This window comes from Oceanispirochaeta sp. (assembly GCF_027859075.1).
In the GTDB taxonomy this organism is placed as follows: domain Bacteria; phylum Spirochaetota; class Spirochaetia; order DSM-2461; family DSM-2461; genus Oceanispirochaeta.
Window position 1 is genome coordinate 1 of record NZ_JAQIBL010000069.1, and the last position, 14,902, is coordinate 14,902.

At 46.0% G+C, this 14,902-nt stretch carries 10 protein-coding genes; 4 read left to right on the forward strand and 6 right to left on the reverse strand.

The genetic code is table 11. From position 1 onward, the window contains the following. Nucleotides 1-124 precede the first annotated feature (124 nt). The 3 genes from PF479_RS03675 (at nucleotide 125) to PF479_RS03685 (ending at nucleotide 3,581) form a co-directional block, all read left to right on the forward strand. Entirely contained in the window at nucleotides 125-1,222 is a 1,098-nt protein-coding gene (locus tag PF479_RS03675) for an ice-binding family protein (RefSeq protein ID WP_298002327.1), read from the forward strand. Between the two features lie 234 nt (nucleotides 1,223-1,456). Next, entirely contained in the window at nucleotides 1,457-2,851 is a 1,395-nt protein-coding gene (locus tag PF479_RS03680) for an ice-binding family protein (RefSeq protein WP_298002328.1), read from the forward strand. A 382-nt stretch (nucleotides 2,852-3,233) separates the two neighbouring features. Further along, a complete protein-coding gene (locus PF479_RS03685) occupies nucleotides 3,234-3,581 on the forward strand; it encodes a PilZ domain-containing protein (protein ID WP_298002330.1) in 348 nt (115 codons plus the stop codon). 10 nt (nucleotides 3,582-3,591) lie between these two features. Here the strand turns inward: PF479_RS03685 and PF479_RS03690 are convergent, their stop codons facing one another. From PF479_RS03690 to PF479_RS03715, 6 genes are read right to left on the reverse strand one after another with little or no spacing between them, the layout of a single operon-like run. Then, a complete protein-coding gene (locus tag PF479_RS03690) occupies nucleotides 3,592-6,474 on the reverse strand; it encodes a hypothetical protein (RefSeq protein WP_298002331.1) in 2,883 nt (960 codons plus the stop codon). Continuing rightward, complete coding sequence (locus PF479_RS03695) at nucleotides 6,464-9,337, reverse strand: glycosyltransferase family 2 protein (protein WP_298002333.1); 2,874 nt, start codon at nucleotides 9,335-9,337, stop codon at nucleotides 6,464-6,466. The genes PF479_RS03690 and PF479_RS03695 overlap by 11 nt, the downstream gene beginning before the upstream one ends. Next, nucleotides 9,327-11,015 carry a response regulator gene (locus PF479_RS03700; RefSeq protein ID WP_298002335.1) on the reverse strand — a complete coding sequence of 563 codons (1,689 nt, stop codon included), beginning with the start codon at nucleotides 11,013-11,015 and terminating at the stop codon, nucleotides 9,327-9,329. The genes PF479_RS03695 and PF479_RS03700 overlap by 11 nt, the downstream gene beginning before the upstream one ends. After that, entirely contained in the window at nucleotides 11,012-12,571 is a 1,560-nt protein-coding gene (locus tag PF479_RS03705; RefSeq protein ID WP_298002337.1) for a PP2C family protein-serine/threonine phosphatase, read from the reverse strand. The genes PF479_RS03700 and PF479_RS03705 overlap by 4 nt, the downstream gene beginning before the upstream one ends. A gap of 13 nt (nucleotides 12,572-12,584) precedes the next feature. Then, the gene (locus PF479_RS03710) at nucleotides 12,585-12,920 is read right to left on the reverse strand and encodes an STAS domain-containing protein (RefSeq protein WP_298002339.1); all 336 of its coding nucleotides are present in this window, start codon (nucleotides 12,918-12,920) and stop codon (nucleotides 12,585-12,587) included. 35 nt (nucleotides 12,921-12,955) lie between these two features. Next, nucleotides 12,956-13,663 carry a family 16 glycosylhydrolase gene (locus PF479_RS03715; protein ID WP_298002341.1) on the reverse strand — a complete coding sequence of 236 codons (708 nt, stop codon included), beginning with the start codon at nucleotides 13,661-13,663 and terminating at the stop codon, nucleotides 12,956-12,958. 69 nt (nucleotides 13,664-13,732) lie between these two features. Here PF479_RS03715 and PF479_RS03720 point away from each other — a divergent pair. After that, nucleotides 13,733-14,902: polysaccharide deacetylase family protein (locus PF479_RS03720; RefSeq protein WP_298002343.1), on the forward strand; the 1,170-nt coding region annotated here is incomplete at its 3' end.

The window sequence follows — 14,902 nt, forward strand, 5'->3', positions numbered from 1 at the left end:
CGGGGATGTAACTTTTTCTAAAACCAACTGCAGGGATGCAATGTCGGTCATGGGAAAATGGTTCTATAAGGGAAGAAGTATTTCACCCCTCATATTATATGAATTAGACTAAGGAGCAAATAAATTGAAAAAGACAAAAACCAGAAATATTAACTTATTACTTATTGCGGCTATCATAACTACCGTGATTATTGGATGTTCCGGAGGGGGGTCAACACCATTAGAATTAGACAAAGTGTTACCCCTTGTAGATTCGGTATCTCCCACTAATGCTGCTGTAGATGTCCCAATCAACGGAACTATCTCAGTAACTTTCAGCGAGGATATGGACGATAGTACAATCATCGCCGCAAATTTTACGGTCAATGATGGATCTTCTGTCGCGGGAACAGTCAGCTATGATCAACTCAACTACACTGCCGTGTTTACACCGACAGATCTTCTCGATACAAGTACGAACTATACGGTGACCGTTACGACAGCTGTTAAAGACCTTGCCGGTAATGCTCTGGCCGAAGCCAAAGTGTGGAGTTTCACAACAGCGGGACCTGGAGCAGGTCCTGATCCAGTGAACCTAGGGACTGCCGGTAATTTTGCTATTCTGGCAAAGTCAGCTATCTCTACCGTTCCGGCTTCTGTGATTACAGGAGACGTGGGAATCAGCCCCGCTGCAGAGACTTTTATGACCGGATTTTCACAAACTGATGCTACAGGATATGCCACTTCTCCTCAGGTTACAGGGTCACTCTATGCGGCGGACATGGCTCCACCCACGCCAACGAAAATGACAACCGCCATTTCGGACATGGAATTGGCCTATACAAATGCAGCCGGTAGATCTGGACCGGTTGATTTAGGAACTGCTGAAATCGGTGGACGAACAGATTTAACTCCCGGTCTTTATAAATATACCGGCACTGTTCTTATATCATCGGATCTTGTCCTGACTGGCGCTGCAAATGATGTATGGATATTCCAGATGACGAACGATCTCAGCATCGCTGCCAATAAAAGCATTACCCTGGCCGGGGGAGCACTTCCTGGAAATATTTTCTGGCAGGTTACCGGAGAGGTTGTCATGGAGGCTGGTGCAGATTTTAAGGGAATCGTCTTAAGTAAAACCGCCATCACCATGCAGACCGGTGCGACTATGAATGGACGATTATTAGCACAGACCAATGTCGCATTAGACCAGAGCACAGTAACAAAACCCTCCTTCTAAACGGTCAGAACAGTCATTAAAAGACCATAAATGCTCAGGCGTTGAACCCGGAAAGTCTCCGGATCAACGCTTTAGCTGTTCCATCCCCTTGTGGCAACCACAGCAATTTCCGTGGATGTAACTTTTTCTAAAACCAACTGCAGGGATGCAATGTCGGTCATGGGAAAATGGTTCTATAAGGGATGATGTATTTCACCCCTCATTTTATACAAATTAGATTTAGGAGCAAATTAATTGAAAAATATCAAAACCAGAAATATTAACTTATTACTTATTGCGGCTATCATAACCACCGCGATTATCGGATGTTCTATGGGGGGAGATGTGACATTCCCAGAAGTATCATCTACCACTCCGATTGCCGAATCAGTCAATGTTGCAGTCGGTGCTGACATCACAGCAACCTTCAGCACAGCAATGGATCCGCAGACTCTTACAGATAAGACATTTACTCTCAAGCATGGAACAACCCCTGTTACGGGGACAGTGTCTTATACCGGTATGATCGCCACATTTAATCCTGCGGTAAACCTTCTGAACAACACGGTTTATACAGCCACACTCTCAACGGATGTGACAGATCTTGATGGTAACGCACTGGAGACAGACAATGTGTGGAGTTTCACAACTCCAGATACCATCCAACCCTCAGGGACTTTGATATATCCTGCCAATTCAGCTACAGGGGTCCCCATCAACACCAGTATAGAAATAACGTTCAGTGAGGATATGGACTACACAACAATCATCCCATCAAATTTTACGGTCAGTGGTGGATCAGCTGTCGGGGGAACCGTCACTTATGATAAACCCAACAAAACCGCCGTGTTTTCACCAGCAGATCTTCTGACTGAGAGTACGACCTATACTGCAACTGTTACGACAGCTGTTACAGACCTTTCTGGTAATGCCTTGACTTTAGCCAATGTGTGGAGTTTTGAAACAGCTGCCGCGGGACAGGGGCCAGCACCGGTGAGCCTCGGTACAGCCGGTAATTTCGTTATTCTTGCAAAAACCGCAGTATCTACCGTTCCGGCTTCCATCATTACAGGAGATGTGGGAATAAGCCCCGCCGCCGAAACATATTTGACCGGATTTTCACAGACCGATGCCACTGGATATGCCACTTCACCTCAGGTCACCGGATTCCTCTATGCGGCAGACATGACAGCGCCCACACCATCGAATATGACAACAGCCATTTCGGATATGGAAACGGCCTATACAGATGCAGCCGGCCGTCCTACACCTGATTTTCTAGATCTTGGTAGTGGAACACTAAACGCTAATACCCTCGCCGCAGGCCTCTATAAGTGGGGTTCCAGTGTTGGTATAACCGGAGATATCACAATCAGCGGTGCTGCAAATGATGTCTGGATATTCCAAATGTCGGGCGATCTCAAAATCGATGCCAATAAAAGCATTACCCTGGCCGGGGGAGCACTCCCTGGAAACATTTTCTGGCAGGTTGCCGGAGAGGTAAACATGCAGGCTGGTGCGCATTTTGAAGGAGTCATCCTAAGCCAAACCGCCATCAAAATGGTGACCGGTGCGTCTATGAATGGACGATTATTAGCACAGTCCCAGGTCGCATTAGACCAGAATACTGTAACAGAATCCGACTTTTAATCGGTTGGAGCTGTAATTAAAAGACTATAAAAAATAAGGCGTTGAACCCGGTAAAATTCGGGCTCAACGCCTTTGCTGTTGTAGATTCTGCCTATAGAAAATCTAAAGTCATATCTTGTAATCTCATATAATTGTCCTGGATATTTCTCTTTTTCAAAACCTCTTACAGCAACAGAGCCCATGGGTAAGCTTTATGAATATGCCTACTAGTCACAACCTTAGCAGAAAAATTTCTGTTCGAGTTCATCGAAGTGTCCTATAATTACAAAAGTAAGCTCAACTGGATTTTTGATGGACCCTGTGCCCTTGGAAATTGTGAGTACGACTATGATGAGTTGATGAAAGAAAACAAATAAACATATTATATTAAGGATATAAAAATATGGGGACAATCGAATCACGAAAAGAGAAAAGAATTCCTGTTAATGAGCTCCCGGAAAAATACACTGGTTTTTCAATTCTTTTACCTCATGGAGTTGAATCAATGGTTTATACAATTGATGCAAGTTTGAATGGTTTTGGATTTAATTCAGATTCCCCCCTGGATGATTTTATCGTGGGATCTCGCCTTGTCCTTTATCCTAATGGAACCGAATCTCCTGTATATGGAAAGATCGTTTTCTCTTGTAAAACAGATAAAGGGACTCGCGTTGGTGTGCAATTACAACCATACGGCGGTTATGAAGTATATAACAAGGAAATTCAGGAGATCTTAGCAAAAACAAGTTAATATTCATGTTTTAAAAAGATCCCAGGTATTCTTTCAGCAAGGGCACTGACTTTTTATCCTTCATCTCATAGGCCGGGACATTCCAGGGAGACCAGGCAAAGCTGATGGATTCACCATCTGTTCCGGAATTCCCGGGTATGATCCGGGTTCTTCCTGAAGAATCTTCAATCACACAGACCAGGGATATTCCGTCGGTTTTCATTGTTCTGATCTCATCTCTCAGAGGAGCCGAGTTGAACTTTCGTAAATCATACAAAACACGGCCCTGGGAAGGATCGCTGATGTTCATAAGACCCCAGGGAATCCTCAGGGTGAAACTGTCCTCTCCCTTCAGAAGAGAGTAGGCCGGTTCATCGAGAGGGCCGGTTTTGAGTTCTCCCCAATCGCTGATCAATGCGGGGTGGGCCCGTCCAGATTCGTCAATGTAGGAGCGGTTCACTAGAACTTTAACCTCTTTGAATTGGGGGGCTTCACTTTGTGATCCGGAGAACTGAAGGGTGGAGAAATTGTAGTTCCCTGCATTGAAGAACCGGGTGATTCCTGAATCCATATCGATTGTCACCAGTGACTCCAGCCCCCGGGGTGAAAATACAGGAGTGGATGAGGGAAGTGTATTCAGACCGGTGGTCAGGCTGTTCGTATCCAAACCCAGATAAATTCTGGTTCCCTCCTTCCAGGACTGAGGAGTCTCCATTTTAATATACAGATGGGACTCGCTTCCCCAAAGGGTTATGGATTCTCCCGTCTCATCCTGCTTAAAAATTGTTTCTCCCAGGCGGGAAGATCCGGTCATGCCAATGATGCCATAGTTCTGCTCAGGGTCCAGGACATTATGCCAGAGGACCTGCCGGTCGTAGGGTATCATAAACGGTTCGGTAGTCCATGTTTTTTTGGCCCATTCATCCATCCATTCAAAAAGAACCGCCCCGGCATAACCCTCTCTTTGAATGGCTTTGGTCATTCTAATAATTCCTTCTCCCTGCTCAGTTTCTGTAAGGCCTCCATGATTGTATCCGTCTGGATTGATATGGGCTGTAGCCGCACTCGTTGAAAGACCATATTCCGCAACCAGGGCGGGATATCCCGAGTGTGTCTGAATAAACTCTTTCAGATACCCCCCATATCGGAAGCTTCCCTGCTCATCCCGGTAGGAACTGTAGGACTCCTGATTGTTCATGAAATCAGGATAGTTGGGATAAATATGGTAGGCACCGAAAAAACCGCCAAAGGATGAATCTGTCATGGTGATCTTCCGGATATCCACCTGGGCCCGGTCGTTGTAGGGTGATTTTCCATCCAGTTCGGGATCCTTCCACTCCAGGGGATGGGTCATGCTGTCTAAAGTAGGCCAGCTGACGATACCCACGGGTCTGGACACACCGTATCCCGCAATTTCATAGCTTACCGCACTGTCGCAGCTGGAAGCCAGCCAGCCTTCGGTGGATGGTCCCTTTTCGGCAGAGATATATCGACCCTTGTAGCTGTAATCATTCAGGCTGTTGGTCTGGGAAACTTCATCCGGTTCCATCTCTCTTCCTATCAGAAATCCCAGTATCCATGGACTGATATCAGTTCTGTACCTTCCCCAGGCTCTGCCGGATCGGGAGGGAATGTCTGCGTTTCCATGGACGGCGTCAATGGTCAGCTTGATTTCCTCCTGATAGACAGCATTGTACTCCGGGTCCAGATAATTGTTCTGAGGGGGGTGTTCTTCCGGCCAGATCTCCTGGAGAAGATAGAGGGGGTCAACACTGTTCCTTTCGTTAAAGAGACCTAATGTCCTGTAGAATGCTGGTGGAAGGAGGGTATAGATCCGCACAGTATTGAAGTTCAGATCCTTCATTCTGGAAAACCAATTGTAGTAGACGAGTTCATCCTGGGGAAACTGGGTAAACCACTTACCCGGGAGGGCTGTACCAAGATTAATCCCTTTGATAAAAAAGGGTTTACTGACCCCTCCGGTGTTCTGGTAAAACTCACTTCCCCTGGTAGAAAAGCTGTGGACCTCAGTCATGGACGGGCTTTCCGGAACTGCCTTGGATGCGGCACTTTCTATCTGATCTCTGATCCAGGGAACAATAATTCTCCAGTACAGTTTCTCTTCCGATCCCGTTCTGAAGAGACTGACTTCAGAGCGGTATCCTATTTTTCCTGAGACTCTGTAGTTCCCCGGATCTATGTCGGAATGCTCGAGATCCACGGTCGTCAAGCCAGTGTGGATCAATGGCTCATCCTGTTCCAGAAGGAGGGGGATCTTTAAGGGGATACCCTCCCTCACGAGGAAACTCTCACCGTCGGATGTTAAGTGCAGGTCAACAGAAGAGCTTATGAAGGCTGTATCCCCGGGGATATAAATGGGTATTCTCTGGTGAATGAGGGCTCTTCTTCCTTTGTATTCCGCCGAGGGGGGCAGGCCTGAAAAATGTATCCCTCCCCGAAGAACAATCCTCCTGCCGTCTTCATTGCTGAATTCCAGAAGGGCGTCTGAATCCCTTTTATACAGGACAGACCAGCCTGTTTTTTTGACATGGAGAAACTCTTCCAATAACACCCTGTAGAGGGAGTGTGACTCCCCCGAGAGGGGATGTCCATCAGAGAGGAAAAACCCCTGTCTGAAGGCCGTCTCTTTTTCTCTGTCAGCAGCGAGGAATGCTTCGTTTTCACTAGCGGCCACTGGGACGGGCTGCGACTGCCCCGGTGGAGTTCCTTTTAAATTGAGAAATGGCCAGGCAAGCAGACCTTTGGTCCGGGTGTCTCGGTTGGAATCATCCCTGCTCCAGGATAGGATTGGATGGGTCTTTTTAAGTTCCCACAACCCGAAGGGAAGAACTGCAAAAATGAGGAGAACCAGTATCAGTAAGCGGATTATTTTTCCGGGGGATTTATTTTTCATTTGTCACCCCTTTGTTTCCCGGGGCAGGATTGAATCCCTTGCGCTCCAGCTTCTGCCAGCCTTTGTTTTTGAACAGGTAGGAGATGTAACTGAAGGGGCGTATCATGCTCATAAACTGTCTGTACCCGAAATTCTCGGCAAGAGCCGTCAGAATTTCATCTCTGAACTCCCTGCCTTTAAAATAGAGGACTTGTTTTTCCGCCAGAAACTGGGCCATGGAAGAAATCAGTATCCCGAACAGGACGACAATGGAAAACATGAAAAGAAAAATACGGCTGCTCAGTAGCCCGAAAATCAGAGAGAGCAGCAACACGCCATAACCCAGGACTTCCCAGAAAGGACCAAGAAGCTCGAAAATATAAAAATAGGGAAAACCGATGAGGCCGGATGAACCGTATCGGGGATTGAACAGCATTTTCTTGTGATAAATCATGATCTCTACGAGTCCTCGATGCCAGCGGTCCCTCTGCTTGATCAGACTGCCCAGATCTTCGGGAACCTCCGTCCAGCAGTTGGCATTGTGAGCATAATCCACTTGGAATTTCTGCCTTTTTTCAGATAGATATCTCACAAGGCGGACGACCAGTTCCATATCTTCACCGACCGTATCTTTCCTCATATTCCCTTTGCCCGTCATATAGCCGCCTATGCTGCGTACGAGACTGAGGCGGAAGGCTCCGAAGGCCCCTGAGATAATCAGCAGGCTGTTGAGCCTGGCCCATCCCATCCTTCCGGTAATGAAGGATCTCAGATATTCGACAGTCTGAAACCGGGCATTCATGTTTTCAGGCAGATGAACTTCCTTTATGAGTCCACAGTCTGTATTACATCCGTTGACCGGCAGGATGTTACCGCCCACAGCTATGAGGTTCCTGGAACTGTTCAGGGTTCGGAACATCAGTTTTGTCAGAGCATCCGGCTCCAGCAGGCTGTCAGCGTCTATGCTGCATATGAACTCCCCGGACGCTGCGTTGATGCCCGCATTGAGGGAGTCGGCTTTACCACCATTCTGTTTATCAATGAACGTGAGGTTGGGAATCTTTTTATTTCTGTATGTTCCCTTCAGGGGAGCCGTCTCAATGGAGGATTCAGTAGAATCATCAATCATTTCAAGTTCAAAATGTTCAATGAGATTTCCAGCCGTATTGTCTTTTGATCCGTCATTGATAACAATCAGTTCCAGGGAGGGATACTCCAGGGACAGAAGGGAATACACATTCTGAATGATCGATTTCTCCTCGTTGTAGGCCGGAGCCAGAATGGTTATGGACGGGAGAATCCCGGGAGTAAACAGGAATCTTTTATCTGCCGCGGCCCAGGAGGAACGCTGTCTGTTGATGGAGTCCCAGGAAAGAAACATAAGGATGAGATAGATGGAGTTCACCCCTATCGTATAATAGGAGAAGATATAGTGATAATGGAAAATAGAAGATACCAGAATCTCCTCGGCCGTCATAAAGGGGAGAGTGGAGCCCTCGAAAATCAGAAAAGTGACTATCGGAATCAATAGAACGATTCCCAGGAGCATGACCATATACCGTCTGTCACCGGGAGTCAGCTGGATTTTGGGCTTTCCGTCATATTTTGAGGGCGCTGATATACCCCATCTATTGCGGATTTTCTCCTTTAAATACATCTGACACTGCTCTCTGAAGTAGGAATTGGAAGCCAACTGGGTTGATATCGCCTCCATTAAAAGGTCTTCCAGGGTCTTATTCCTGTTATTGTTCAGAAAATCAATTATCAGAGAACTGAGATTCAGGCTTACCACATCATCCAGGAGCTCACAAATATCCGCCTTTTCAGTACTGTCAAGTTTCAGGATGAAATATTGAAGTCTGGAAGTCAGAACGGAAGCATAGCCGAGTCTTTCCTCATCCCTTTCAGAATCCCTGTACCGTTCGAAGAGGATGGGGATAATCTGGGGTTCCCTGGAAATCCTGTCTTTCAAGGCTCCCACCACAGTGGCATGCAGAGCCTTGTCACATAAAAGATTTGCTGTTTTATCTTTGCCGGGCAGATCCTGCATCTGGAAAATGACGCCTGCGGCTTTGCGGCGTATCACAAGGGAGGGGGAGTTCAGGAATTCATAAGAATTGATATTCTCTGAATATCTATCAAAGAGCACATCCGCCGCTCCATTCCGGACACTCTCCCATTCTGATTGAATATTTTTTATGAGGAAGGGAAGATACCAGTCCAGACCTTTTCCCGATGCCGCCACTATTAGGATTCTCAACTTGTCCGGATCTGCAGTCTCTTTATTTTTTTCAGACCAGCTTCTAAGGTCTGCGGAGTTTTGGTGGAGGATGGAAAGAATCTTGTCCTGATAGAGCGCATCCCTGCCTATCATGCTCTTCCAGATTATATCCAGGGAACCCTCATCAAGATTGTCGCAGAGGAGGTGGACAGCCTTAAGTCTGAGGAGCAGCGTTTTTTCTTTTTCAAGAAAACGGCTGAGAACATTCTTCTTAAGATCGGCATTCAGAAAACCTGCCAGCATAATGCCCCGGGCTCTTCTGCTGTACCTTATGCTGCTCAGCTGGGAGGCAATTTTATCAGTGATGTCCTTCTGTGATGAAAAGCTGACCAGCTGATCCATTATCGATTCAGAGGGCTCTACCGATTGGGCCGCTTCATACCATTGAATGAGATATTCGAGTTTCTCCTTCAGCCCCATCTGTTCTGCGGCTATCAGAGTCTCTGCTGCCAGGGAATTGCTGACCAGTTTCTGATATTTCATCTTTCTGATATTCTGCCGGCGGATTGAAGCCTTTGTTAAAATTGAAGCCAGGACGACCATCATATCCAGAAAGAGGAGCAGAGACATCAGAATAAAAATAATTAAAAAGCTAACGTTCATTTCTTTGTTCCGTCAGGATGTTTAATATCCCGTACACTTCTGCCAGCATGACAGGTTTTTTTAAATAGTGGGTTACATCCATTTTCTGGGCTCTTTTGACGGAAGACTCTGTCTTTTGATGGGATATGAACAGGAAAGGAATGTCTCTGAGGTCGGAAGAGTTCATAAGCTGCTCCCTGATTCGGAAGCCGTCCAACTGGGGAACATTGATTTCAGAAATAATGGCATCAGGCCGGTTCAGATCAATCTGATGCATGGCTCCATTGCCGTCGGGGCAGATGACTGGAACGTAGTCTCGTGCAACAAGGTATTCGGCTATCAGCTGTGAGGCTAATGGGTCTGAATCTATTATCAGCACAACCTTTCTGTTCTCCGGATCTTCCCCTACGGCAGAAGAATCTGCAATGGAATCAGGACCCATTCGGTCGAGGGTCTTTACCCTTATCCGGATCAGAGAAAGTAGCTCCTTGAATTGATTCTGTACATCCTGACCCAGTTCTGATACAGCGACAATCGCAATGCTGCATGTCATGTCGCGGATAAAATCATCTGTATCTCTGATTTCCTTCTGAAGGTTTGAGAGTAGCTGGAAGGGATCATCGGAATAAGCATCGGGCTGCATCAGAATCAGTATGGGACCGACCTCTCTCAACAGAACACAGTCATCCTGTTTTTTCTCCTGAAGTATTCTGGAAAAGGTGGCAATGGCTCTGTCTCCCTCCTGGTATCCGAAGTCATTGTTGAAATCTTTCATTTGATCAAGCCGGAAATAGGAAATATGCCCTTTCTGATTATTCTTGCTGAATACCGGGAAAAATGATTCAAAATATTGGCTGTTGTACAGCCCGGTAACAGGATCTTTAATCTGTTCATCACTATTGAGAATCAAATTTTCCTGAAGTTCAAAATTGATATTTTTCAGCTGTGTCATTTCGTCATGATCCGGGACACCGGATTCCCCGGTCTCCAGTGTGATCTCACATCTTACAGATTTCAGGGCGCTGATAAAACTGGCAATCTCAGCTGTAATAACACTACCGTGGTGGGGGCAGATCATGGCCGGAAAGAAATCGGCAATCCGGTCCATGGCATCATGGAGTCTTCCGGTGGAGGACATGAAGTTCTTATGAAAGTAAACCATTCTGTTGATGTAATCCCTGTCTGCGTAGAGCTGTGCATTCATTCCCAGGGCTCCGAAGAGATCACTGGAAAACAGGATGCGGCTGCTTTCATCAAAGGTGAGAATATTTCCGGGGGAGTGGAGGTGAGGAAAAGATAAAAAACGCAATGACAGGAATTGATCCAGTACACCTGTGTCGATCTCTTTGATATTAAAGAGAGGGGATTGCAGACCATAGGCTTTGAGCAGTATTCCTGTGCGCCAGTGGGTGATAATGGTTCCCCTGAATCCCTTGTTCTCCCATTGGGGGAGGCTGGAGCAGACATCGGGATCCTGATGAGAGACCACTATCGCTTCAATATTTTCTATCTCTGTTATTAAATCAGCGGCGGCTGCCACTTCCTTAAATCCGGTCAGGGGACCGGGATCAATGATGATGGCCTTGCCGTTCCGGTACAGCATGTAGACATTGATCTGCAGAAAATCGGGATTCTCTCCCATTCCCAGCCAGAATAATGATTCCGACAGTTGTACCGCTGCCTTTTTTTTATATATCATTCCATCCCCTTAATCAGCACAATCCTTTTTTTCTCGTTGCGCCCGTAGAGAAGCAGCGCTGAATCTGTTCCCTGGTCTATAAGATAGGAACCGAAACCGCCCTGCTGGTATCGTTCTATATCCGGATTGGTTTTTTTGAACCAGTCAAAATCAGGACCTGTAAAACTGAAATATACATGTATTTCCTCGTGATATATTCTCCATTTGATTTCCAGAGCCGAATTTGTATAGGAAATGCAGTTTCCCAGCACTTCCATGAAGGCTATCAGAAGTTTGACTTTCTTATCCTTTGGCTGGGAAGAATAGATTTTTTCAAGATCTTCTGAAAAATTTTCTCTGATTGCTGCCATATCTATCCCTGATGTGTTCTCAAAATGATGCACACAGGATTTTTCAGGGAGGTTTCTGTCTTTTTTAACTCTTATGGAGATAGCGGTCACATCATCTTCAAAATCCCGGGCCGCAAAAAAGAATGTCACATTCAGTACTTTTCTTATCAGTTCCCGGGGTTTCAGGTGACTGTGCGCATGTATGAGCTGCATAATCCTTTCCAGACCAAAGAGATCTCCTTCCTTATTCGTTACTTCGGATACGCCGTCGGAATAAAAAAAGAGAAGATCGTTTTTTGCCAGAGGGAGTATGAATTCCTGAAACTCCTGATCCACTGTAAACCCCAGAGGCATATTGGCCCCTTTTATGCTCCAGCAGCTGTTCTCTTCGGCATTATGATAGATAAAACTGGTGTGTCCGGCATCAATGAAGCTGAGTCTGTATCTGTTCATATCAAGTCGGCAGTAATAGAGGGTGAGGAATTTTTCAAGATCAATGAGATCCCGGTTTATGGTGGAATCAATAGCTCCCAGGACTTTTTGGATGTCCGGAAGCCTGCCGCAGACAGCTCCCTGGGTTATCAGAGCCTTGAAAAAGGATGATTTGACTCCTGCAGCCAGAAGAGCGGCCGGAACTCCCTTCCCCATAACATCACCGATGATAAAATCGGCAATTTCAGGTGTGAGCCATAGAAACTCATAAAAATCACCGTCAACCTTTTGGGAAGGGAGAGTTTCACCGGCAATGACCAGATCCTCTCCTGTCTGTCCAATCTCTCCGGTCAGGAGGGCCTTCTGAATCCGTGCACTGATCTCTATTTCATTATCTCTGGATTGGATCGCTTCTTTTTTATAGAGATCATTGTCTGTCAGAAAGACGGCAGATCCGAATCGGTAGAACTTATCATCCACCTCTTGAAGGCTGGTGAAACGGAACAGTACAGACACATTGTCACCATGCGCCAGAACCAGAGGCAGATCTATCTGGAGTTCCCCGTCCTCTCCGGTTATCCTTTCAAATTTGTCAGCAATACTATGGGGAGAAGCGTCGATTTTTGAAATCCAGCATTGCGGATCAGTCTGCAGTTCATCCTCTGAGATTTTCATCATCCTCAGGAAGGACGTGGAGGCGTAGAACCAGGAAGTCATGGAACGATCGCATATGAAAAAGTGATAGTCCAGCTCATTGGCCAGATGCAGCAGTTCAAGGAGCATTTCCGACTTCATTCCGGGGATTCCCCTAACCTTTCAGATTGGTAATTGCAATCTCTTTTGTTTCATAGATTTCCGCTATCTGGGATAGGCGGACCATCTTGAACAGCACATCCACCGCCGGAGCAGCTTCGCAAAGTACCATTTTGCGTTTCAATCCATTCAATTTTCTGAGCACAGACACAATGGCTCCGAGGCCGGATGAGTCCATAAAGGATATATTCTGAAGGTTCAGTATTATCATTTCACCGCAGTTGTTCACGATCTCGGTGAGGTCACTGCTGAATTGTTGAGAATTATTAACATCTATCTGTTTCATTTCGGGTGTTATGGTACATATCTGACCTTCGTTTTCTACTTCCATAATAAAAATTATAGGATGTTGAAAATTTAAATCAATCAGAAAAAAGGAGTATGGGAAAAATTATGAATTGTAACACTCATATTTCCGTCCTCTAACGGAGATTTCCCCTGGAAAAGCCACAGGTTCATATGAATCCTGCTCTCTGTGTTCCTGGGTATACTCTCTCCCTGATAAGTCCAGCCTTCGAGAATGTTCATTGAATTGTCTTTGAGGATGAAGCCGATCTTATCGGGCCTCCAGATGATCTGAGCCGTATATCTACCCCCCTTGGGGGGCGGAGTAAAGGAGTGGGTATTTCCTTTAATTTCATAGGGTTGGACTGTAAAATGGAAAAGATCTCCCTGACTCATCCCCCAGCGGGATATTTCAAAATCGATTTCATTATAATGGGGCGGATTTTTATCATTGTAGAGAAAAAAACCAAAGACAAGCTGAGAATCCCAGGAATCGGGGAGGGAAAAGTCTATAGAAAACTCACCAAAGCCAAAATAATTATCACTGAATATTTCTCCGGAATACACAATTCCCTTCTTCTTGCGGATTGAGAATTCAAGCTCCCGGTCTGCGGGAGTAGAGCTGACCGATTTTGAAGAAAATATGTTGGGACCGGGTCCTGTTGCTGTATCAGACTCTTTTATCTGCCACTGGTAGCCACCGAAATCTATCATCCCGGGGTCAGATGAAGCCAGAAAAGTGCTGAAAACCAGGAACAGCCCCCAAAAAAATAATATTCTTTTATTCATAGGACTGGAATTCTATTAGAATTAGGTAGGAAATCAAATTTAATTAATGATCCGGAGATGAAAAGCGGTATGAAACGAATAATTTTGTTGTATTTTTGTATAATTCTGATTCCTGCTTTTTCAGTAGAGAAAAAAGCATTGTTCATTCCCAGAGATGATCTTCCTTTTCATCAGTTCTCTGCCAAGGGAGATTTTTCCATTCTTCCCTCAGATGAACTCTGGCCCGAGGTTCTGCAGATTGTCAGCAGCGGTGACGGATCTAATGTCCAGATTGTGGCTCAGAATCTCCCGGAGTTCAGCCTGAAAGATCTGAATCAGGTACTCTGGCTGAAGGTGGAGAATCTGAAGGAGTTGAAGGATCTTTGGTTCTATGCTTCCGACAGCAGTGATTTTTCAAACAGAATCGTCTTTATGGTCAGTCAAGACCCCAGCCAGCTCAGAGAAGGGGAGTGGTGCCGGGTGAGTCTTCCTCTCTCTTCGGGACAGATCTGGGGGAATCCGGACCTCAGTAAACTGACCTCCTATCAGATCTGGATGAATGACAGAGGAGGATCTCCGGTAACTTTGCAGATGGGACCTGTTTTTCTGGAGGAATCACTGCCCCCATCTGCTCTGGTCTTCTCCTTTGATGACGGATGGAAAACTCAGATCTCCGCAGCCGCACCGCTTATGAGTCAATACGGTCTTAAAGGTACCGCCTATATTATTCCGGCTCTGATCGGCACTCCCGGGTATATGGATCTGGATGATCTGAAGCGACTGATCAATGATTACGGCTGGAGCGTGGGCAGTCATTATTTAGAGCCGATTAATAACTTTGATTCTGCAGAGGTCAGATCTCTGTTTGAAAAACAGCGCCAGTGGTTCGAGAATGCCGGGATCAGCATGAATGATTTTTCCTACCCTAATGGAATGCACGACCAGGAGCTCCTCACTATTGTTCCCGATTATTTCAGAACTGGCAGAACGATCATTGAATTTCCAGAATCTTTGCCCCCCGGAAATCCTTATAAACTCAGAATGCTCAATGTGATTCCCAGTACCAGTCTGGACGTGATTGAAAACCGTATTCAGACCATGGCGGACAGGGGCGAACTGCTGATACTCGTCTTCCATAAGATTGAAAGTGTTTCTCAATTTGAAACAGAACTGACGGTTGAGCGGTTTGAAGAGATCTGCAGAATTGCAGCCCGGTCCGGCAGAGAGAATCTGAACATGGAAAGTGTATACCCCCGTTTC

Excerpts from the sequence above, each read along its gene's own strand:
- PF479_RS03705 (WP_298002337.1), bottom strand. The coding sequence starts at position 12,571 with ATGAAGTCGGAAATGCTCCTTGAACTGCTGCATCTGGCCAATGAGCTG.
- PF479_RS03715 (WP_298002341.1), bottom strand. The coding sequence starts at position 13,663 with ATGAATAAAAGAATATTATTTTTTTGGGGGCTGTTCCTGGTTTTCAGC.
- PF479_RS03685 (WP_298002330.1), top strand. The coding sequence starts at position 3,234 with ATGGGGACAATCGAATCACGAAAAGAGAAAAGAATTCCTGTTAATGAG.
- PF479_RS03690 (WP_298002331.1), bottom strand. The coding sequence starts at position 6,474 with ATGAAAAATAAATCCCCCGGAAAAATAATCCGCTTACTGATACTGGTT.
- PF479_RS03695 (WP_298002333.1), bottom strand. The coding sequence starts at position 9,337 with ATGAACGTTAGCTTTTTAATTATTTTTATTCTGATGTCTCTGCTCCTC.
- PF479_RS03700 (WP_298002335.1), bottom strand. The coding sequence starts at position 11,015 with ATGATATATAAAAAAAAGGCAGCGGTACAACTGTCGGAATCATTATTC.
- PF479_RS03710 (WP_298002339.1), bottom strand. The coding sequence starts at position 12,920 with ATGGAAGTAGAAAACGAAGGTCAGATATGTACCATAACACCCGAAATG.